The sequence below is a fragment of the Gordonia sp. PvP123 genome, from assembly GCF_040547295.1.
GTDB classification, from domain to species: Bacteria; Actinomycetota; Actinomycetes; order Mycobacteriales; family Mycobacteriaceae; genus Gordonia; species Gordonia terrae.
The window spans coordinates 125849-146904 of the sequence record NZ_JBEPPN010000002.1; the positions used below are offsets into that span (position 1 = coordinate 125849).

Genomic DNA, 21056 nt, shown 5'->3' on the forward strand with positions numbered 1-21056 from the left:
AACTCACCAATCCCGTGGTTCGGCGGGATCGGGAGCGATCCCGCAGTGGACCTTCGCCGCGGAGATGAAGGCGAGTGCGGCCGGCGAGGGGAGCCCCGATCGCAGGACGAGGCCCCACGGTCGGGTCAGGGGCGGGTCGAGTGCCAGGCGCCGGAGTCCCGCGAGCTGCCGGTCGGCCACGGTACGCGGGAGAACCGTTGCCCCGGTTCCTTTCTTGACCAGACTCCACACCGCGGACGGCAACTGGCAGTCGACCACCACGTTCTTGCCGTCGTCGTCGAGGAGCCCGTCGAGAAGCGCCGCGGTGATCGGGTCGCTGTGATCGATGACGAGAGGTAACGAGCGGACCGCCGCGTGCGGTATCGGATCGGGCAGGCTGTCGGCGAGCGTGGCCGGCGCCGCCACGACCAGCTCCTGCTCGGCCATCGGGATGGCCGTGAACGTCGCGTGCTCGGCGGCCGAGTCCATGATCCCGACCTCGGCGTCGCCCGATCGCAACGCCGACAGCACTCCGGCGGGGCTGTCGGCGGAGACGACCCGAACCGACAAGCGCGGGAAACGTTCCCGGAACAGCCGGACGACGTTGACCACCGGATCCACACTGAACGCCGCGTAGGTCACGACGTCCACGCGGCCGGCGCGCAACTCGCGAACCGCGTCGACCTTGGCCTTGGCTCGGTCGACGTCGGCCAGGATGCGCCGGGCGGCGACGTCGAGTTTGCGACCGGCCTCGGTGAGTTCGAGACGACGGCCGGTGCGGTCGAACAGGGTGACGCCGAGTCGCTTCTCGAGTGTCCGGATGGCCTGGGAGAGCGAGGGTTGTGAGATGTACAGCGACTGGGCGGCCTTCGTGATGCCGCCGTGGTCGACCACGGCGATGAAGTAGGTCACGAGGTGCAGGTCCACCCCGGTCACCTTATCCGGCGCCGGGAGCGGAGCGAGCGGGCCGAGTGGATCCGGCGCCGGGAGCGGAGCGAGCGGGCCGAGTGGATCCGGCGCCGGGAGCGGAGCGAGCGGGCCGAGTGGATCCGGCGTCCGGGGAGGTCACTTACCCGTCCATCGCGGCGCCCGCTTCTCGGCGAAGGCGATGGCGCCCTCCTTGGCGTCGTCGGAGGCGAACACCGGGCCGAGGAAGTCCCACTGCTTCTTGATCAGTTCGGGATCGGTGTAGCGGATCGCCATCGAGGTGACCTGTTTGGTCGCCCGGACGGCGAGGGGGCCGTTCGCGGCGATGACGGCGGCCAGTTCGCGGGCGCCGGCGAGTGCCTCACCCGGTTCGGTGACCCGGTTGACCAGCCCGAACTGGTGCGCGCGTTCGGCGGTGAGCGGTTCGCCGGTCAAGGCGAGTTCCATCGCGACCTGGTACGGCAGGATCTTCGGCAGGCGGAGCAGCCCACCTGCTGCGGCGGCGAGCCCGCGCTTGACCTCGGGGATACCGAATTTGGAGTTGTTCGCCGCGACGACGAGGTCGGCCGACAACGCGAGTTCGCACCCACCTGCCAGCGCCCAGCCTTCGACGGCGGCGATGAGTGGCTTGGTCGGCGGCGAATCGGCGAGCCCGCCGAATCCGCGGCCTTCCAGCGACACCACTTCGCCGCGCGTGAAGGCCTTCAGGTCCATCCCTGCGCAGAACGTCCCGCCGGCGCCGGTGAGGATGCCGATGGTGAGGTCGTCGCGTGCCTCGAGTTCGTCGATGGCGGCGGCGATGCCCTCGGAGACCTCGCGGTTGACGGCGTTCTTCGCTTCGGGGCGGTTGATCGTGATGACGGCGACGCCGTCGGCGAACTCGGTGAGCACTGCACTCATGGGGACTCCTGGATCGGTGGGTGGAGCGGGATGTCAGGTGTTCTCGGTCATGGAGATCGGTTGCGGCTCAGCCGATGTGGCGCTGTCGGTGAGGAACCAGCGAACCGGGTTCGTGGCAGCCGTGTCGTCGTCGGGAGCGCCGGCGGGCACGCGTGCGTCGAGGATCCCGCGTTCCTGCAGGACGACCAGATGGGCGTGTGTCTCCCGCAGCGCCAGGCGGCTGAGCGTGAGCGAAAGCTCCTCGAACGGGCGCGACCAGGTCACCGATCGGGTGATCTCCCACGCCGTGCTCTCCGGATGCCGGGCCACCGTCGCGGTGATCTCACCGAGTCGTTCCTCGTGATGCGTGAGCAGCCCCGTCACCCGGTTGCCGAGGCCCCGGAATCGGTACTCGTGGGACGGCAGCGCCTCGTGGTCGCGCATCTTCTCGGTGTTGGCCAGCGAGATCAGGTAGTCGGCGAGGGGGCTGCCGGTCTGCATGGGATTGGTCGAGATGTTCGGACTGATCCGCGGCAGCAGGTGGTCGCCGGTGAAGATGACGCCGGCGGTGTCGTCGGCGAAGCAGAGGTGTCCCGCGGTGTGGCCGGGGGTCCAGATGGCGCGGAGATCCCAGCCGGGGATGTCGAGCGGGGCGTCGCCGGTCAGCTCGCGGTCGACCGTCCGGCCGTCGGGCATGCGGATGAAACCCACCAGGCCCTCGTCGGCGACCTCGGCCGGTGCGCCGAGCAGCCGGAGTTCCGACCGCGCCTGCTCCAGCTGGCTCTCGACCTCGTCGTCGGAGTGGTGACGCAGATACCGGGCGTCGTCGCGATGCATCCACAGCTCGGCGTCGACGTGTTCGAGCAGGCGCGGCACGAGCCCGAAGTGGTCGGGATGGAGGTGGGTCACACCGATCGAGCGCACGTCGGTGAGGTCGTGGCCGGTGGAGCGGATGCCGGCGACGAGGACATCCCATGACTCGTCGGACGGCCAGCCGGCATCGATGAGCGCGAGACCGCCGTCGGGCAGTCCGAGGGCGTAGACGAGGACGTATCGCAGCGGATTGGGACCCATGGGTACCGGGATCGACCACAGCTGCGGCCGGACCTCCTCGACCGGCGGCAGGACCTTGTCGGCCCAGGCCTGCTTCTGCAGTACGCCGGTGACCTCGATCGGGACCATCCAGCCTCCTCCTCGGGTGCGTCGTTCGCGCCGGGCACCGCGACGAGTGGTGCAGTGAACTGCTGTCATCCGATCACGAGACGACTTCGACGCTCAAACTGGGTGCGGCTCAGACACCCTGAGGTAGGACCTATGTGTCGAGTTCGGCGACGCACACGGGTCGGCCGTCGGCCGGGTCGATGGGGCGGCCTTCGGCCGGGTCGCCACCGGCGGCCTCCACGGACCCACCGAGTGCGGCGGTGTCACACGCCGCCGCGACCTCGCCGATGAGACGACCGGCGAGTTCCGGCTGGATGAGCGGGAAGAGGTGGCTCGCACCGGGAATGACGGTGAGCGATCCATTCTGGGCCGCCTCGACGAACCGCTGCTCGTGCATCCGGAACTGGTCATGGCTCCCGTTGACGAACACCGTGCGACCCGGATAGCGCCGGATCTCACCGAGAGCGTCGAATCGCTTGATCCCGGCGACGACGTCGGCGATCGAACCCAGGGCGAGCCCGCCGATCTCCATGTCCGCCGACACCTGCCGCCCCACGGCGAGGCGGGTGGCCACCTGGCTGATGATGGCGGCCTGACGCGGGAGGAACGCTGTCACCGCCCCGAAAGTCTCGAACGGGGCGGCGAGCAGCGGACTCGGTTGCGTGGTCGCGCACATCGGGACCAGGGCCGCGGCAGCCTCCGGGTGGCGTCCGGCGACCGCCATCGCCACATAACCGCCCATCGACATCCCGGCGACGACCGCGGGTCGGCCCAGTCGGCGGATCTCGGTGAGCACCGTGTCCACCGCACCGGACATCGAGAACGTCTCATCGCGTCGCGCACCGTGGCCGGGGAGGTCCGGGGTGGCGACCTCCCGCCCCGGTGCGGCAGAACCGGCGACTGCCTCGGCGACGCGGTGCAGCGTTGCGCCGCTCACTCGTAAGCCGTGGACGAGGACGACTGGTGTGGGCTCGTCCACCGGGGAATCGACGGTGACGGGTGCGGGCGCGGCCATCGCACGCAGTATGCAGGCGAATCGGCCTCCACGCCGCGCGCGTCATCGACTGTTCGTCAGCGGGCTGCTTCGGAGTCCGTTGTTCGGTGTCTGTTCGTTCGAGATCTGCTTCCGCGGCGGGCGGGGACACCCGCCGCTCGATCCCGATCCGATCCAGGAACCCGGCGTCGTGGGAGACCACCAGGAGCGCACCGGTCCAGGCCTCCAGAGCGTCGACGAGTTGCGTGACGGTGTCGAGGTCGAGGTTGTTCGTCGGTTCGTCGAGGATCAGGAGCCGCGGTGTGGGGTCGCCGAGCAGGGCGTCTGCCAGGGCGACGCGTAGTCGTTCCCCGCCGGACAGTTCGGCGAGTGCGCGATCCGCGCGGGCCCCCCGGAACAGGAACCGCGCGAGGTGCGCCCGCACCTCCTGGGTGGAGATGTCCGGGTGGGTCCGCGCCAGGTGTTCGGCGATCGATCGCGCCGGGTCGGGGAAGGCGATCCGTTGAGGCACCGATGCGTACGGCACGACGACGGATTCGCGCGCGATGACGTCGGCGATCAGCGTGGATTTCCCGGAACCGTTGGGACCGACGAGGGCCACCCGCTCGGGTCCGTCGACGCGCAGACGGTCGTCGACGATGATCTGGGCGCGCGGGGCCACCTCCGGCGTCGGTACGACGATCCGGGCGGTCCGGTCGGCGCGGATGTCCTCGCGCGCCTCGTCGAGACGTGTTGCCGCGGAGGCGACGTCGTCGCGATGGGCGTTGCGGAGCTTGCCCGCCGACACCTGTGCCTCACTCTTCCGATTGTGCGCGACGATCTTCGGTACCCGCTTCTCGCGTTCGGCGGTGGCGCCGGTCCGGGCCCGCCGGTCGAGTTTGATCAACGCCTCGGACATCTCCCGGCGCTGTTTGCGCAAGTCGCCGGCCGCGGTGGCGACCGCGGCCTCGGCGGCTTCCTGCTCGGCGTCGACGATCTCGCGGTACTGCGAGTACGGGCCGCCGAACAGTCGCACGCGACCGTGGTACAGCTCCACCGTTGCGTCGACGCGCTCGAGGAGCTCGAGGTCGTGACTCACCACGACCACCGTGCCCGTGAACGCGGTGATGGCGTCGAAAAGCCGTGCGCGCGAGTCGGTGTCCAGGTTGTTGGTCGGCTCGTCGAGAAGCAGGATCGTCGGATTGGCGAGAAGCGCGGCGACGATCGCCAGCAGGGTGGCCTCGCCGCCGGACATGGCGCCGACCGGGCGGTCGAGGTCGCGCGGCAGGCCCATCTGCTCGAGGAGTCCGATGGCGCGCTCCTCGACGCCCCAGTCGTCCCCGACGGCGTCGAAGTCCGCCGGATCGACCGAACCGTTCTCGATTCGCGCTATGGCGCAGCGGATCTCGTGGATGCCGAGAGCCTGCGCCACGGTGGACGACGGATCGGATTGCGGGTCCTGTGCGACCACGCCGACCTCGGTTGTCGAGGCCCCGCCCGCGAGGGTGACACTGCCGGACGCCGACCGCAACCGGCCCGCGATCAGGCCGAGGAGCGTCGACTTGCCCGCACCGTTCGCACCGATGAGAGCGTAGGTCTCGGCACCGAGAGCGAGGTCGAGGTGATCGAAGACGACGGTCCCGTCAGGCCAGGCGAACGAGACGTCGGACAGCACGATGGAAGATGGCATGAGCACTCCTGAAGTGGGTCGGGTACACCGACGAGGGCGTCGATGATGTCCGCCGGCGGTGCCGACGGGCCGGGGCCACTTCAGTTCTTCATCGCGGTGGATCACTCCTGACAGGTCTGCGTGCAGTGGTGACCACCGTAGCGGACGAGTCCGGCGTTGCCAACGGAATTACGGCCGGAGTGTTCTGGTCCGGGGTCACCGCTACGGTTGGGGTATGTCTCACCTCCGAACCTCGGTGTCCAACGGCGTCGGCGAGATCGTCCTGGACCGGCCCAGGGCTCTCAATGCGTTGGACCAGAGCATGATCGACGACATGTACGTCACCCTCGGCGAATGGGGCGACGACGACGCGATCGACACGGTCCTGATCACCTCGGCGAGCGACCGCGCATTCTGCGCGGGCGGCGACATCCGCGCGATCCGCGAGCACGCCATCGACGGCGACGCCGCGGCCATCAGCAGGTACTTCGGCAGCGAGTATCGACTCGATCAGCTCGTCGCCGACTACCCGAAGCCCTACATCAGCCTGATCGACGGGGCGGCGATGGGCGGCGGGCTGGGGATCAGCGTGCACGGTGAGATCCGGGTGGTCACGGAGAAGGCGATGATCGCTATGCCCGAGACCGCGATCGGCTTCTTCCCCGACATCGGCTCGACCTACTTCCTCCCGCGACTCCCCGAAGGCGTGGGCATGTGGCTCGGCCTCACCGGCGCCCGGATTCGCGGTGTCGACGCGGTGGCCGTCGGCCTGGCAACGCATTTCGTGTCCTCCGCAGACCTGCCGGCGGTCGCCGACAGCATCCGTTCGGGTGCTCCGCTCGCCGACGCGCTCGCCACCTCCGGGACCGAGGACACGAGCGACGTGCCCCTGCGAAAGATCGGTGAGTACTTCGCCGACGACAACGTCAACGCGATCCTCGGGGGTCTGCGCGGTGCGGTCGGCGACGACTGGGCCCAGGAGATGGTGGGCCTCCTCGAGAGCGCCTCACCCACCAGCCTCTGGGTGACCGCGGCGATGATCAGTGCCGGCGCGAAGTCGGGGATCGACGAGTGTTTCGACCGCGAACTGTATGCGGCAGAACAGATCACGCAGACCCACGACTTCCGTGAAGGCGTGCGGGCGGTACTCGTGGACAAGGACCGCAGCCCCGCGTTCGACCCGGCCACCATCGACGACGTCGACCCCGCCCTCGTGGCGCGGATCGTCGGTGCCGCCGCTGGTTGAGTCGGCTGCCCCGCTGGTCGAGTCGGCTGCCCCGCTGGTCGAGCCATGTCGAGACCACCTGGCGACACCCGTGTCAGGGCGTGAGTTGGAACCACCCCGACAGTGCGACACTGTCTGTCGAATTGCCCTCGGCGTCCGGTTGTTTCGTCGTCGACGACTCGTCGAGGTCGTAGGCGACGTCATCGTTCGGGGCGAGTGGGTTGGCGTCGACCCGCGTCGCCGTCGGGCAGGAGAACGACCCGGCCGCGAGTGTGCCCGACATCCCGCTGACACTGAGCTGGCAGGTGGACGAGTGGTGATAGACGCCGTTGATCGAGACACCGATCTGGGCGTTGATCGGCCTGGTCAACGGCCCGACGGTGGGGCGGGTCGCGCCAACGGGCGGTAACAGGCCGCCGGTCAGTTCACTGATCAGGAACTCGATCTGTGCGCCGCCGGCACCGGCGTCCTTGAACACGAACAGCAGCGAGTCCGGTGGCACGTCGGGCCGTGCGGGTCCCCACCGGTCGAATTCGTAGCAGCTCGAGTCGGCGGCGCGGCTCGGACCCGCCGCGGGCCCGCGGCCGGAGTCCGCCGGGGTCTTCGTGACCGCGACCTTGATGTCGCCGTGGCGGAATTCGAAGTTCTGGCCGCTGCGGTCGACGCTGCCCTGGGGTGGCTTGTCGGCGCAGATCGCGGAGTCGACCGGTCGTGCGGTGGGCGTCGGGGTCGAGGTGGTGGTCGTCGACTGCGGCGGGGTGTCCGAGCCGCAGGCGGCGATGAGTGCCGACACCGCCGCGCCCATCAGCACGGCAGCGCGTACGGGTCGTCCCCGGGAACCCACCGTCCGGTCAGTCCGCGGCCGCGACAAGGGGTTCGAGAGTGAGGTCGGGGTGTTCCTTCTCGATGTACTGCAGGCGCCACTTGTCACTGAAGAGGGCCAGCACCGCGCCGTCGGTGCGCGTGAAGACCTCCACGCCGCGTTGCCGGTTCAGTTCGGCCGCGCTGTCGGCGTCGGTGCGCCGGGCGAGGGTGTAGCCAAGGGGTTCGATGATCGTGTCGACGTTGTACTCGGCCTTCATCCGGGCCGTCACGACCTCGAACTGCATCGGTCCGACCGCGGCGAGCACCGGCGACGCCTCACCGCGGGTCTCGTTGCGCAACACCTGGACCACGCCCTCGCTCTCGAGCTGGTCCATGCCCTTGCGGAACTGCTTGTACTTGTCGGCCGTGGTGGCGCGCAGCGTCGAGAAGTGTTCGGGCGCAAACGACGGGATGGGCGGGAACTGCACCTTGGGACCGTCGTAGAGGGTGTCGCCGGGAGCGAGCGCGGTGGCGTTGACCAGGCCGACCACATCGCCCGGATAGGCGGTGTCGACCGTCGAGCGGTCGCGGCCGAACACGGCCTGGGCGTACTTGGTGGCGAACGGTTTTCCGGTCTGGGCGTGGGTGACGACCATGCCGCGTTCGAACTCACCGGACACGATCCGCATGTAGGCCAGGCGATCCCGATGACTCGAGTCCATCCCGGCCTGCACCTTGAAGACCACCGCGCTGAACGGATCCGTCACCGGCCGGTCGGTGCCGTCGACATCGGCTCGGGGGCCGGGCGGGGGAGCGAGCTCCACCAGGACCTCGAGGAGTTGCCGCACACCGAAGTTGAGCATCGCCGAGGCGAAGATCATCGGCGAGGTCTGTCCGGCGAGGAACAGTTCCTGATCGTGGTCCTGGCCCATCTCGGTGAGGAGTTCGCTCTCCTCGAGTGCCGATGTCCACTCGTCGCCTTCGCGGGCCTGCGCGTCGTCGGCGGACATGATCTCCTCGGGCGCGATCTTGGCGCCGCCTGCGGTGCGGGTGAAGTGCACGTATTCGCCGGTGCGTCGATCGAGGAGACCGCGGAAGTCGCCCGCGATGCCGACCGGGAAGAACAGCGGGGTCGGCGTGAGGCCGATGCGCTCGGTGATCTCGTCGATCAGCTCGAGCGGACTCTGCCCGGGCCGGTCCCACTTGTTGATGACCGTGATCACCGGGATGCCGCGGTGGCGGCACACCTGGAAGAGTTTCAGGGTCTGCGGCTCGAGTCCCTTGGCGGCGTCGATCAGCATCACCGCCGCGTCGACGGCGGTGAGCACCCGATAGGTGTCCTCGGAGAAGTCCGCGTGACCCGGGGTGTCGACGAGGTTGATCACACTCGGGATCTCGGGGTCCGGCTGAGCGGCCGCGGAGTAGTTGAACTGCAGCGCCGTCGAACTCACGGAGATGCCGCGCGCCTTCTCCATCTCCATCCAGTCGGAGACGGTCGACTTGCGGCCTGCCTTGCCGTGGACGGCGCCGGCCTCGCTGATCATCCGCGCATGCAGCGCCAACGCCTCGGTCATCGTCGATTTACCGGCGTCGGGGTGGGAGATGATGGCAAAGGTACGACGACGCGTCACTTCGCGACTGATCACCTCGGAACTCACGAGGTTCCAGGCTACCGGGCGTGCAGAGGGCGGCCAAACTCGCTCGCGGTCGAGCGCCCGGGGGCAGGTTGTGCCGGTATGCGGCATCTGATGCCCCCGCGCCAGAAACCGGGAACCCGTCACCCGTGCTGCGCGTCTGATCATCGTGCAGCTTCCCCCGGGCCTTCGGCGCCGTGCTCTCGTCCGTGACGGGGTACTGACCATGGCCGATGCGCTCGACTTCGGCCTCACGCGGTCCGCGGTCCGGCGTCGAGTCGATTGCGGCGACTGGCTGCGGCACTCACGTGGGGTGTATTCGCTCGCCGATCATCCGGCGACGCCGGCCACGCGTGCGCGGTTGGCGGTCGCGACCGTGGGCCGCGGTGCGGCGCTGTCCGGAGCCGGAGCCGCGTGGTGGCACGGGCTGATGGACGAGCCGCCGAAGAAGTTCACGGTCACCGCACCGCGATCGCGGCATGGCACTCCGGTCGATGGCGTTCGGGTCCGGCGCCGCCGCCTCGCGGACGCGGAGGTGGTGACCCGCAAGGAGCTGCTCGTGACAGCGTTGCCGCTGTCCGTGCTGGAAGCCGCGATCGAGAGCGACAGCGGAGTCCTCGACAACGCTCTGCTCGTTCGCAAGGTCTCGCTGCGTCAGCTACGAGTCGCCGCTGATCGTCGACGCGGTAAGGAGGACGGACCCGCGATCGCGGCCCTTGTCGACGGCGTCGAATCCGGTGCGCGCTCGGTGGCGGAGCGGCTCGCCGTCGACGCGTTGAGCGCCGGGGGCGTGAGCGGTTGGTCGTGCGGTCATCCGGCCGGCGGCTACTTCATCGACCTGGCGTTCCCGGATCGGCTGCTGGCGGTGGAGATCGACGGGATGGCATTCCATCGCGACGCAGAGACGTTCCAGCGAGACCGCCGACGCCGAAACGACCTCATCGCATTGGGTTGGACCGTCCTCAACTTCACATGGAGTGACCTGCGGGAGCGGCCCGACGACGTCGTGGCGCGTGTCCGCCAGGCGCTGGGCCTGCGCGACCGGCCGGCATGACAAATACGGGGGCACCGTGAACCGCTGAGCGGACCAGATTGCCCCCGGACGCGATACGCCGCCCTACTCGAACGGCACCGGCGGCATGGTGACGACCTGCGCGGCGTAGGAGAGTCCGGCACCGAAGCCGAGGAGAAGTGCGGTCTGCCCGGGCTGCGCCTTGCCGGTGGACAGCAGGTCCTCCATGGCGAGCGGGATCGAGGCGGCGCTGGTGTTGCCGGTGTACTCGATGTCCTTGGCCACCACGGCGTCGTCGCGCAGTTTGAGGTTCTTCGCGAGCAGTTCGTTGATGCGGGCGTTCGCCTGGTGCGGGACGAACACGTCGAGGTCCTCGGAGCCGAGCTTCGCTGCCTCGAGGGCGCGGTGGGCGACCTTGCCCATCTCGAACGCGGCCCAGCGGAACACCGCGGTGCCCTCCATCCGCAGGTACGGGCGCTGGGTGCGGTCGCTGTCGAGGAAGGTGACCCAGTCGAAGTCCTGGCGGATGGCGTTGAACTGGGAGCCGTCGGAGCCCCAGATCACCGGGCCGAGCTGCTGCTGTTCGGTGGGTCCGACGACGACCGCGCCCGCGCCGTCGCCGAAGATGAAGCAGTTGGTGCGGTCGGTCATGTCCATGGTCACCGAGAGCTGTTCGGCTCCGATGACCAGCACGTGCGTGGCGCTTCCGCCGCGGATCATGTCGGAGGCGAGGGCCATTCCGTAGCCGAAGCCGGCACAGCCGACGGTCACGTCGAAGGCGGGGACGCCGTTGCAGCCGAGTTCGGTGGCGACCTTGGTCGCGCCGGCCGGGGTCAGCAGCAGGTGGGTGTTGGTGGCGAGGATGACGGCGTCGATGTCGGAGCCCTGCAGCAGCGCGTTGGCGATCGCCTTGCGCCCGGCGTTGACCGACATCTCCATGACGCTCTCGTCGCGACGCGCGAACCGGCGGGTCTTGATCCCCGTTCGGGTGTAGATCCACTCGTCGGACGAGTCGATGTGCTGACAGATCTCCTCGTTGGTGACGACGCGTTCGGGGCGGTACGCGCCGATGCCGAGCATGCCGATGTTGTTGATGCCAGTGGTGTCTGCGATGACCGCCATGGTGAACCCTTCCCGAAAACGTGCCCGGCGAATATGTGACCCGACATACGACGGTACTCACACGGTCTCTTACTTGGAAGTAGCGGGACCCCGCCCGTATTCGTTACGGACTTGCGAAATGCGGACCGAATTCGTCCTCGATGCGGTGGAACCTGGTCGGTAGGTCGATCGACCACCGTCGGGGCGTCGGAAAGTCGCCCCGAGGTCCGACGATCAGCACACGACGACGTACGTGCACCGCACAGCGCGCCCGTCGACACACCGTTCAGGCATCGAGAAGGGGAGTCCGCATGATCCATGCACGCGGGTTGGTCCAGGTGTTCCACACCGGGAAAGGAAAGAAGAAGCGCGAGGTGAGGGCCGTCGACGGTGTCGACCTCGACATCGCGGAAGGAGAGGTGGTCGGGTTCCTCGGTCCCAACGGCGCGGGCAAGACCACGACGCTGCGAATGCTGACGACCCTGCTGCGGCCGACCGCGGGAACCGCGACGGTCAACGGTTTCGATGTGGTCGCCGACCCGGTCTCCGTCCGGCGCAGCATCGGCTATGTCTCGCAGGCCGGCGGCACCTTCAGTCAGGCGCAGGCCGGCGACGAGATCGTCGATCACGGCATGCTCTACGGGCTGTCCCGTGCCGAGGCGACCCGCCGCGGTCACGACCTGTTCTCCCAGCTCCAGCTCGACGGTCTGTGGGAGCGGCAGCCCAAGAACATGTCCGGCGGCCAGAAGCGCCGGCTCGACATCGTGATGGGGCTGGTCCACGAACCGTCCCTGGTCTTCCTCGACGAGCCCACGACCGGTCTCGACCCGCAGGCGCGCGCGAACCTGTGGGACCACATCCGGCGCCTTCGCACCGAGCGTGGCGCAACGGTCTTCCTCACGACCCACTACCTCGACGAGGCAGACGAGCTGTCCGACCGGATCATCATCATCGACAACGGCCGCATCGTCGCGGCGGACACCGCCGACAACCTGAAGGCACAGGTCTCCGGTGATCTGGTGGCACTCGAGGTCGCCGACTCCGCGGCCGTGCCCACGGCTGCGGAGAAACTGGCCGCGGTCACCGGTGGTGGGGGCGAAGGCCGGATCGAGATCGACGGCCGACATGTCCGAAGCCGTGTGCCACGGGCCGGCCGGGCGGTTCCCGGGTTGCTGCGCGACCTCGACGCCGCGGGCATCACCCTGGACTCCATCGAGGTCATCCGGCCGACCCTCGACGACGTGTTCCTCACCCTCACCGGCCGGTCGCTTCGTGACGCCGAAACCGAGCGAGGCGACGACATCGCTTCGCAGACAACCGAAACCGAATCCGACTCGGCCGCCGCCGCGTCGTCCGAACTCGATCAGCAGGGGGCCAACCGATGACCACGTTCCTCCGCGAGAGCACCATCGTGTTCCGCCGACAGATCCGCATGAACCTGCGGAACCCGGCCTGGGTTCTCATCGGCGTGATGCAGCCGATCCTCTATCTCGTACTGTTCGGGCCTCTACTGAAGCCGCTTGTCGCGCAGTTCCCGGGCGGCGCGGACAATCCGTACACGTTCCTGGTGCCCGGTCTGCTCGTGCAGCTGGGCCTGTTCGGTGCGCTGTTCGCCGGCTTCAGCCTGATCGGCGAATGGCGCGAAGGGGTCATCGAGGCCGAACGGGTGACTCCCGCAAGCCGCACGGCCCTGCTCACCGGCCGGCTCATGCGGGACATGCTGCAGCTGCTCGTGCAGGCGCTGATCCTGGTGGTGCTCGGCTACCTGATGGGCATGCGCGGTTCGGTGGTCGGCGTGATCCTCGGCATCATCATCACGATGCTGATCGGTGGCGCGTGCGCCGCGGCGTCGAATGCCCTGGCGCTGACCACCAAGAGCGAGGATGTGATGGCGCCGCTCATCAACATGGTGATGATGCCGGTCCTGTTGCTGTCGGGCATCCTGCTCCCGATGACCCTCGGGCCGTCGTGGCTGCAGAGCCTGAGCGACTTCATGCCGTTCCGGTGGATCGTCGACGCGGTGCGCGACACCTTCTCCGGCGACCTCGCCAGTGCTCAGGTCCTGTGGGGCGTCCTCGCGTCGCTTGTCCTCGCCGGACTCGGAACCCTGTGGGGCACTTCGGTGTTCCGTAAGGAAAACGCCTAGCGCCCGTCGAAACTGGTGATCGCCGGGGCCGGGGGCAGGGTCACGACCGCGCCCGCGTAGCTGAGGCCTGCGCCGAAGCCGAGGAGCAGCGCGGTCTGCCCGCCCCTGGCCTTGCCGGTCGCGAGCATCTCCTCCATGGCGAGGGGGATCGAGGCCGCCGAGGTGTTCCCGGTGTTCTCGATGTCGTTCGCCATCGGCAGGTCGTCGGGGAAGCCGAGGTTCTTCTTCATCAGGTCGTTGATGCGGGCATTGGCCTGGTGGGGCACGAAGACCTCGATGTCCTCGACGCCGACGCCGGAGGTCTCCAGCACGGTGGCGAGGGCCCTGGGCAGGGTGATGGCCGCCCAGCGGAACACCTTGGGTCCCGCCATCGTCACCACCATGCGACCGACCGGGTCGGTCTCGGGGTCTTTGTCCTGATAGGCCTGCGCGCGGTCCATGTACTCGGGGATGTCCCAGTTCTGCCCGATCGCCTCGGCGTTCTCGCCGTCGCTGCCCCAGACGGTCGGGGAGATCCCGTTGTCCTCGCTCGGCCCGACGACGACCGCCCCGGCGCCGTCGCCGAAGATGAACGCGGTGTTGCGGTCGGTGGGGTCCATGACCACCGACATGGTCTCGACGCCGACGAGGAGGACGTACTCGGCGCTGCCGGCACGGATGGTGTCGGCGGCGACCCCGAGTCCGTAGCCGAAGCCGCCGCACCCGGCGGCGACGTCGTAGGCGGGGATCCCGTTCAGCCCGATGTCGGAGGCCACGATCGGCCCGCCGTGCGGGATCTTGGTCTTCCAGCTGTTGGTGGCGAGGATCAGCGCACCGATCTTCTCCTTCGCGATGCCGGAGTTCGCGATGGCCCGCTCGGCGGCCGCGGCGGCCATGGACCGCGCCGACTCGTCGCCGCTGATCCACCGGCGGTTGCGGATGCCGCTGCGCTCGAAGATCCACTCGTCGGAGGAGTCGAGGACCTCGCACACCTCGTCGTTGCTGACCAGGCGTCGCGGACGGTAGGCGCCGATGCCGAGCATCGAGACGTTCTGATGTCCGGTCTTCACCGAGAGGTTGACCACTGTTGCCGATCCCTTCGCATTGCCTGCCGCAGCGAGTCTAAGGCCGCGCCGCAGCCGAATTGGGTGTCCTCACCAGGCGTGCACGGTGTTCTGCGCGGACTCCAGATCTTGTCCGAGCAGCAGTTCGACGGCGTCGCAGCCGTTCGCCAGTAGGAGTTCGACCTCGCTGCGGGCGGCGGACGGGAACGGCTTCAGCACGAAGTCGGCCGGGTCCTGACGGCCGGGCGGGCGGCCGATGCCGATGCGCACTCGCAGATAGTCGCGGGTACCCAGTACCTGGCTGATCGACCGCAGGCCGTTGTGGCCGCCCTCGCCGCCGCCCCGTTTCAGGCGGACGGCGCCGAAGTCGATGTCGAGTTCGTCGTGGACGACGATCAGGTCGTCGACGGACACGGAGTAGAACTTCGCGAGCGGTCCGATCTGACGACCGGACTCGTTCATGTAGGTGCGCGGCTTGGCCACGAGCACCGACTGGCCGCCGAGGCGTACCTCGGCGACCTCGGCGCCGGACTTCTTGTGCACCTTCCAGCGCTCGCCGGCCGAGGCGACGAGGCCGTCGGCGACCATCGCGCCGACGTTGTGCCTCGTCTTCTCGTACTTGGACCCGGGATTACCGAGTCCGACAACCAGTTTCACCACTGTGGGAGCTTCACTGCCGGGCAGACCCACTCATGGCAACCTCACCACTCGACCGAAGGGCCGAGAGTCGGATCACTCCGACTCCGCGGCGGCTTCCGCGGAGGCCTCGGCGTCGCCCTCACCCTCGGCGTCGGCCGAGCCGTCGGCCTCGGACTCGGTGGCGGCGAGCTGCGCCTCGTTGACGGCGACGATGAGGGTCTCCGGATCGGCGGTGAGGGTCACGCCCTCCGGCAGGTCCAGATCGGCGGCGTGCACGGACAGGCCGACCTCGGCGCCCTCCACGCTGACGACGATCTGCTCGGGGATCGACAGGGCGTCGGCCTCGACCTCGACGACGCTCGCGTCCTGGACGACCAGGGTGCCCGGAGCGGCATCGCCCTCGACGATGATCGCGATCTCGACGGTGACCTTCTCGCCGCGGCGGACGATCAGCAGGTCGGCGTGCTCGATGTAGTTGCGGATCGGGTGGACGTCGACCTGCTTGGTCAGCGCGAGCTGGCTGCTGCCCTCGATGTCGAGATCGATGACGGCGTTGAGGCCGCTGTTACGCAGGATCGCGGCGAACTCGCGAGCCGGGAGGTGCAGGTGCTGGGGATCGGTCCCGTGGCCGTACAGCACGGCGGGGACCTTGCCCTCGCGACGTGCGCGACGCGCCGCGCCCTTGCCCTTCTCGGTGCGGGTGCTGACGGACAGCTTGCTGGTCTGGGTGGCCATGATGGTCTCCTCGCGATCGGTGGGTGTGTTCGGTCGGCGTCGCGACGAGCGACACCGGGCACGAGGACCGACGCGGGCATCCATCCGCCCGTAGGGCGTGCAGAGTGCTGCGATGGCCGCGCCGATCACGGTGACTGGGTCACCCTCGCCGAGACAACGGCGACCAGAGTAGCCGATGACCAGCCGGGATGTCACATCCCCCGCTGCCGACGCCGAGCTCGGGGATACTGCTGACATGACCTCACAGACCCCGATCGAGATCGTGACGACCCTGCTGACCGAGTTCGCGCGGGGCGACGTGCCCGCCGCACTGGAGACCATCGACGACGACATCGCCTACACGAACGTCTCGTTGCCGACGATCCGCGGGAAGCGGAAGGTGGCCGGCGTCCTGGGCGGGGTGGCGCGTAAGAGTTCGGTGGGATTCAACTACCGGATGATCAACGTGAGCGCCGACGACACCGGTGTGGTGCTGACCGAGCGGGTCGACGAACTCCGGTTCGGCCGGCTGCACCTTCAGTTCTGGGTGTGCGGTCGCTTCGAGGTGCGCGAGGGCCGGATCACGGTGTGGCGCGACTACTTCGACTACTTCGACATGACGAAGGCGCTCGTCCGCGGGGTCGCGGCCCTGGCCGTGCCCTCGGTGCAGCGGCCGTTGCCCGCGCCGGTGGTCTCGGCGCGACCCGCACCCGCCTGACCCGGCCGCTGCCGGGCGGTCAGAGGATCTCGTCGAGTTTGTCGATGGGCCGCGGGATGCGAGTGCCCTTGTCGGTCACGACGATCGGGCGTTCCACGAGGATGGGGTGCTCGACCATCGCGTCGAGGATCTGATCGTCGGTGGCCGAGGCGAGATCGAGTTCCTTGTAGAGCGCCTCGCGTGTCCGGACGGCCTGTTTGGGTGTGATCCCGGCGTCGGCGAACAGCTCGACGAGTTGCTCGCGGCTGTACGGCTCGTCGAGGTATTTGACGATGGCCGGCTCGATGCCGGCGTCGCGGAGCGCCTGGAGCGCCTTCCGCGAGGTCGAACACTTCGGGTTGTGATAGATCGTCGCGTCCACGGACCACACGGTACCCGGTTCGCGGCGCGGCCCTTCGTGGCTCGTCGCTAACGCTCCTCGCACCTCAGGGAGCCGAGGTGCGAGGGCGCCACTCGCTGGGGTGCGTGCGGAGCTGCCTTCTGTTCCCTGGGGTGCGAGCGAAGCGGCTGTTCCCTGGGGTGCGAATCGGAGCTGCCTTCTGTTCCCTGGGGTGCGAATCGGAGCTGCCTTCTGTTCCCTGAGGTGCGAGCGAAGCGAGCCTCGAAGGGTCAGGCGATGCCGTCGAACAGGCTTGTGACAGAGCCGTTCTCGAAGACCTCGCGGATCGTCTGCGCGAGCAGGGGAGCGATCGAGAGGACGGTGAGGTTCTCGAACCGCTTCTCCGCCGGGATCGGCAGGGTGTCGGTGGCGATGACTTCCTTGGCGCCGCAGCTCGCGAGACGCTCGGCCGCGGGGTCGGAGAACACGCCGTGGGTGGTGGCGATGATGACGTCGCCGGCACCGGCGTCCTTGAGCACGCGCACCGCGCCGGCGATGGTGCCGCCGGTGTCGATCATGTCGTCGATCAGGATGCAGGTCCGGCCCTCCACCTCGCCGACGACGCGGTTCGACTTGACCTGGTTCGGCACGAGCGGATCACGGGTCTTGTGGATGAACGCGAGCGGGGCGCCACCGAGGGTGTCGGCCCACTTCTCGGCGACACGCACGCGACCGGAGTCGGGGGACACCACGGCGATGTTGTCGGTGCCGTACTTGCCCCGGATGTACTCGGCGAGCTGGCCCTGCGCGTGCATGTGGTCGACGGGGCCGTCGAAGAATCCCTGGATCTGATCGGTGTGCAGGTCGACCGTGATGATCCGGTCGGCGCCCGCGGTCTTGAGCAGGTCGGCGATGAGGCGGGCCGAGATGGGCTCGCGGCCGCGATGCTTCTTGTCCTGGCGGGCGTACGGATAGAAGGGGAGGATGACGCTGATGCGCTTCGCCGAACCGCGCTTGAGGGCGTCGATCATGATGAGCGCCTCCATGACCCACTGATTCAGCGGGTACGGGCAGCTCTGCAGGACGAACGCGTCCGAGCCGCGCACGGAGTCCTCGAAACGGACGAACAGCTCACCGTTGGCGAAGTCGCGGGCGGTCTGCGGCGTGACCTTGATGCCCAGTTCGTCGGCGACTGCTTCGGCGAGTTCGGGATGGGCACGACCAGAGAACAGCATCAGGTTCTTCTGGTTGTCAGTGGTCCAGGTCATGAAAACTCTTCTGTTCGTGTCGTTTCGGATCAGCAGGGTCGAGCACGGGTCGGGGTGTCAGGCCGTCCCGGAGTCGTTCTCGCGTGCGTCGAGGGCCGCCCGCGCCGCCGCGGTGTCGGGCCGCTTGCGCACGACCCAGTCCTCGATGACGCGTTGTTCTCCCGCCGAGACCGCGAGGGCCCCCGGCGGTACATCTTGCCGCACGACGGTTCCGGCGCCGGTGTACGCCCCGTCGCCGACGGTGACCGGGGCGACGAACATGTTGTCCGAGCCCGTGCGGCAGTGGTCGCCGATCACCGTGCGGTGCTTGGCGACTCCGTCGTAGTTGACGAAGACGCTCGACGCACCGATGTTGGAGTGCTCGCCGATGGTGGCGTCGCCGACATAGGTGAGGTGCGGGATCTTCGATCCGTCGCCGATGGTCGCGTTCTTGGTCTCGACGAACGTGCCGATCTTGCCCGCGACCCCGAGCGCCGTCCCGGGACGAAGGTAGGCGAACGGACCGACGGTGGCGTCGGCACCGATGACCGCGTCGCTGCCGTGCGTCCGGATCACCTGCGCACCCGTTCCGACGGTGACGTCGGTGAGAGTCGTGTCGGGTCCGATCACGGTGTCGGCGGAGATGTGTGTACGACCGTGCAGCTGTGTGCCGGGCCGGATCTGCGCATCGGGCTCGATGGTGACGTCGATGTCGATCCACGTGGTCGCCGGGTCGACGACGGTCACCCCGTCGAGCTGATGACGACGGATGATGCGTCGGTTCAGTTCGGCGCCGAGCGCGGAGAGTTGAGCGCGGTCGTTGCACCCGGCCACGAGTACCGGATCGGCGACCGTGTGTCCGCGGACCGCCCGCCCCTCGCCGCGGGCGATCTCGACGATGTCGGTCAGGTAGTACTCGCCCTGCACGTTGTCCGTCGACAGCTTCGACAGACCGACGCGCAGCGCGGCGGCGTCGAAGGCGTACACGCCGGCGTTCACCTCGGTGATCGCCCGCTGCTCGGGGGTCGCGTCCTTGTGTTCGACGATCGCCGCGACGGCGTCCCCGTCGCGGATGATGCGTCCGTATCCGGTCGGGTCGTCGGCAACGAAGCTCGTCAGCGTGACGGCGGCCCCGCCGCCGTCGAGGTGGGTGTCCACGAGGGCGCGCAGGGTGTCGGCGTCGAGGAGTGGGACGTCGGCGGCGGTGACGATGACGGTGCCGTCGAAATCCTCGGGGAGCGCGCTGAGTCCGACCCGGGCGGCGTCGCCGGTTCCGCGCGGCGAGTCCTGCTCGGCGATGCCGACCTCGACACCCAGGAGCGCGGCGATCTCACCGATGGCCGCCGTCACCCGTTCGCGTTCGTGGCTGACGACCGCGACCAGGTGCTCGGGTCCGATGCCTGCCGCGCCGTGCAGCGCGTGGCCGACGAGGGACCGTCCGGCGATGGTGTGGAGGATCTTCGGGGTCTTGGACTTCATGCGGGTACCGGCGCCCGCGGCCAGGACGATCACGGCCACGGATGGCGACGTTCCCGTCATCGAATGCCCACCCTCTTCCTGATCGGTGACTGCCACGATCATGTCTCCTCGACGGCGCCGACGGGGGTCGCTGACCCGGCCTGCGGTCGCACGTCGGGTGCGATCCTACGCATCCGTGCCCCACGGCCGAAATGCAGCGCGCTGTTTGTGCCCGATACACCCGACGGGGCCTGATAGAACACATAGGGACCGCGAACGCCGAGCGATCAATCGGTAGATCCTGCTGATGTCCCGTCGACTGTCACCGACGGATCAGGGTGGGTGCGGGAGCGAGAACCAAGCGCGCCGGAGTTGTCCGGTTCGTGAAACGACCACACGGAGGTAATGAATGAGCACGCAGAAGACGGCGATCGTCACCGGGGCCGCACGGGGGATCGGCGCGGCCGTGGCCAAGCGTCTGGCCGACGACGGACTGGCGGTGGCCGTCCTGGACCTCGACGCCGACGCCTGCGCCGACACCGTCAAGGCCATCACCGACGGCGGTGGCAAGGCCATCGCGGTGGGTGCCGACGTCGCCGACGAGGCCTCGGTGAACGCCGCGGTCGAGAAGGTCGTCGCCGAACTCGGCAAGCCGACGGTGGTCGTCAACAACGCGGGCATCACCCGTGACAACCTCCTGTTCAAGATGACTGTCGACGACTGGGACGCGGTCATGGCGGTTCACCTTCGCGGCGCGTTCAACGTCACCAAGGCTGCTCAGAAGTACATGGTCGAGGCGGAGTGGGGACGCATCGTGAACCTGTCGAGCACCTCGGCCCTGGGCAACCGCGGCCAGGTCAACTACTCGGCGGCGAAGGCGGGCATGCAGGGATTCACCAAGACCCTCGCGATCGAGCTCGGCCGGTTCGGCGTGACCGCCAATGCCATCGCACCCGGATTCATCGAGACCGAGATGACCGCGGCGACCGCCGAGCGCGTCGGTGTGCCCTTCGAGGACTTCAAGCGCGCCGCAGCGGGCCAGATCCCGGTCAACCGTGTCGGTGTGCCCGAGGACATCGCGCACACCGCGTCGTTCTTCATCAGTGAGGGTGCGGGCTTCGTGTCCGGCCAGGTCGTCTATGTGGCCGGCGGCCCCAAGGACTGATCGGTCTCAGGCCTCGTTTCGACGACGCGATCCCGACCGGAGGCGCGAAGTCGAAACGAGGTCGCGCCGACGTGAGTGCCGCGGTGCTGTGGCACAATCGTCAGCGCAGTGATCCGCCATGGTGTAATCGGCAACACTCCTGATTTTGGTTCAGGCATTCTAGGTTCGAGTCCTGGTGGCGGAGCTCATGAGTCGAGGCGCGCTGGAGCCGTCCTGAGGTGCCCGGCAAGCGACGGGGTCCTG

At 68.5% G+C, this 21056-nt stretch carries 20 protein-coding genes and 1 tRNA gene; 7 read left to right on the forward strand and 14 right to left on the reverse strand.

The annotated features are described in order from the left end of the window. Positions 1-3 precede the first annotated feature (3 nt). From ABIC25_RS03415 to ABIC25_RS03435, 5 genes are all read right to left on the reverse strand, one after another. Entirely contained in the window at positions 4-906 is a 903-nt protein-coding gene (locus ABIC25_RS03415) for a LysR family transcriptional regulator (protein ID WP_354559965.1), read from the reverse strand. Between the two features lie 138 nt (positions 907-1044). Then, entirely contained in the window at positions 1045-1806 is a 762-nt protein-coding gene (locus ABIC25_RS03420) for a crotonase/enoyl-CoA hydratase family protein (protein WP_004022627.1), read from the reverse strand. A 33-nt stretch (positions 1807-1839) separates the two neighbouring features. Beyond that, entirely contained in the window at positions 1840-2967 is a 1128-nt protein-coding gene (locus ABIC25_RS03425; RefSeq protein ID WP_354559967.1) for an MBL fold metallo-hydrolase, read from the reverse strand. A 130-nt stretch (positions 2968-3097) separates the two neighbouring features. After that, entirely contained in the window at positions 3098-3883 is a 786-nt protein-coding gene (locus tag ABIC25_RS03430; protein WP_354559969.1) for an alpha/beta fold hydrolase, read from the reverse strand. Further along, positions 3774-5609 (reverse strand): ABC-F family ATP-binding cassette domain-containing protein, encoded by a 1836-nt coding sequence (locus ABIC25_RS03435; protein ID WP_354559971.1) that lies wholly within the window; start codon positions 5607-5609, stop codon positions 3774-3776. Before ABIC25_RS03435 ends, ABIC25_RS03430 begins: the two co-directional genes overlap by 110 nt. Positions 5610-5823: 214 nt before the next feature. Here ABIC25_RS03435 and ABIC25_RS03440 point away from each other — a divergent pair, with 214 nt between their 5' ends. Then, the gene (locus tag ABIC25_RS03440) at positions 5824-6834 is read left to right on the forward strand and encodes an enoyl-CoA hydratase/isomerase family protein (RefSeq protein ID WP_064569355.1); all 1011 of its coding nucleotides are present in this window, start codon (positions 5824-5826) and stop codon (positions 6832-6834) included. A gap of 73 nt (positions 6835-6907) precedes the next feature. Here the strand turns inward: ABIC25_RS03440 and ABIC25_RS03445 are convergent, their stop codons facing one another. Both ABIC25_RS03445 and ABIC25_RS03450 read right to left on the reverse strand, forming a co-directional pair. Beyond that, entirely contained in the window at positions 6908-7657 is a 750-nt protein-coding gene (locus ABIC25_RS03445) for a hypothetical protein (protein ID WP_354559973.1), read from the reverse strand. Between the two features lie 7 nt (positions 7658-7664). Beyond that, positions 7665-9275 carry a peptide chain release factor 3 gene (locus tag ABIC25_RS03450; RefSeq protein WP_101819224.1) on the reverse strand — a complete coding sequence of 537 codons (1611 nt, stop codon included), beginning with the start codon at positions 9273-9275 and terminating at the stop codon, positions 7665-7667. Positions 9276-9420: 145 nt separating this feature from the next. Between ABIC25_RS03450 and ABIC25_RS03455 the strand changes: the two genes are divergently transcribed. Continuing rightward, complete coding sequence (locus ABIC25_RS03455) at positions 9421-10305, forward strand: PDDEXK-like endonuclease domain-containing protein (protein WP_354559975.1); 885 nt, start codon at positions 9421-9423, stop codon at positions 10303-10305. Between the two features lie 63 nt (positions 10306-10368). Here ABIC25_RS03455 and ABIC25_RS03460 read toward each other — a convergent pair whose 3' ends face one another. Further along, complete coding sequence (locus ABIC25_RS03460; RefSeq protein WP_004022635.1) at positions 10369-11385, reverse strand: beta-ketoacyl-ACP synthase III; 1017 nt, start codon at positions 11383-11385, stop codon at positions 10369-10371. A 290-nt stretch (positions 11386-11675) separates the two neighbouring features. On the opposite strand from ABIC25_RS03460, the gene ABIC25_RS03465 reads away from it, so the two are divergent. Together ABIC25_RS03465 and ABIC25_RS03470 are read left to right on the forward strand one after the other, a co-directional pair. Continuing rightward, a complete protein-coding gene (locus ABIC25_RS03465; RefSeq protein ID WP_239400743.1) occupies positions 11676-12749 on the forward strand; it encodes an ATP-binding cassette domain-containing protein in 1074 nt (357 codons plus the stop codon). Further along, a complete protein-coding gene (locus tag ABIC25_RS03470; protein ID WP_004022637.1) occupies positions 12746-13510 on the forward strand; it encodes an ABC transporter permease in 765 nt (254 codons plus the stop codon). The genes ABIC25_RS03465 and ABIC25_RS03470 overlap by 4 nt, the downstream gene beginning before the upstream one ends. Here the strand turns inward: ABIC25_RS03470 and ABIC25_RS03475 are convergent. The 3 genes from ABIC25_RS03475 to ABIC25_RS03485 form a co-directional block, all read right to left on the reverse strand. Next, positions 13507-14532 carry a beta-ketoacyl-ACP synthase 3 gene (locus ABIC25_RS03475; protein WP_239400821.1) on the reverse strand — a complete coding sequence of 342 codons (1026 nt, stop codon included), beginning with the start codon at positions 14530-14532 and terminating at the stop codon, positions 13507-13509. The two genes, ABIC25_RS03470 and ABIC25_RS03475, sit on opposite strands and share 4 nt — an antisense overlap. 111 nt (positions 14533-14643) lie before the next feature. Continuing rightward, positions 14644-15210 (reverse strand): aminoacyl-tRNA hydrolase, encoded by a 567-nt coding sequence (pth, locus tag ABIC25_RS03480; RefSeq protein ID WP_101819221.1) that lies wholly within the window; start codon positions 15208-15210, stop codon positions 14644-14646. A gap of 75 nt (positions 15211-15285) precedes the next feature. Beyond that, the gene (locus tag ABIC25_RS03485) at positions 15286-15927 is read right to left on the reverse strand and encodes a 50S ribosomal protein L25/general stress protein Ctc (RefSeq protein ID WP_354559978.1); all 642 of its coding nucleotides are present in this window, start codon (positions 15925-15927) and stop codon (positions 15286-15288) included. Positions 15928-16162: 235 nt separating this feature from the next. On the opposite strand from ABIC25_RS03485, the gene ABIC25_RS03490 reads away from it, so the two are divergent. Continuing rightward, positions 16163-16624 carry a limonene-1,2-epoxide hydrolase family protein gene (locus ABIC25_RS03490; protein ID WP_354559980.1) on the forward strand — a complete coding sequence of 154 codons (462 nt, stop codon included), beginning with the start codon at positions 16163-16165 and terminating at the stop codon, positions 16622-16624. A gap of 19 nt (positions 16625-16643) precedes the next feature. On the opposite strand, the gene arsC is transcribed toward ABIC25_RS03490, so the two are convergent. The 3 genes from arsC to glmU form a co-directional block, all read right to left on the reverse strand. Then, on the reverse strand, positions 16644-16985 hold the full coding sequence (gene arsC / locus ABIC25_RS03495) for an arsenate reductase (glutaredoxin) (protein WP_354559981.1): 342 nt from the start codon (positions 16983-16985) through the stop codon (positions 16644-16646). A 248-nt stretch (positions 16986-17233) separates the two neighbouring features. Then, positions 17234-18211, reverse strand: coding sequence for a ribose-phosphate diphosphokinase (locus ABIC25_RS03500; RefSeq protein ID WP_004022643.1), 978 nt, complete (start codon positions 18209-18211; stop codon positions 17234-17236). A gap of 57 nt (positions 18212-18268) precedes the next feature. Beyond that, a complete protein-coding gene (gene glmU, locus ABIC25_RS03505) occupies positions 18269-19729 on the reverse strand; it encodes a bifunctional UDP-N-acetylglucosamine diphosphorylase/glucosamine-1-phosphate N-acetyltransferase GlmU (RefSeq protein ID WP_354560323.1) in 1461 nt (486 codons plus the stop codon). A gap of 328 nt (positions 19730-20057) precedes the next feature. On the opposite strand from glmU, the gene fabG reads away from it, so the two are divergent. Both fabG and ABIC25_RS03515 read left to right on the forward strand, forming a co-directional pair. Further along, complete coding sequence (gene fabG / locus ABIC25_RS03510) at positions 20058-20813, forward strand: 3-oxoacyl-ACP reductase FabG (RefSeq protein WP_101819216.1); 756 nt, start codon at positions 20058-20060, stop codon at positions 20811-20813. Positions 20814-20925: 112 nt separating this feature from the next. Next, a tRNA-Gln gene (locus tag ABIC25_RS03515) sits at positions 20926-20997 on the forward strand. The last annotated feature ends 59 nt before the right edge of the window (positions 20998-21056 follow it).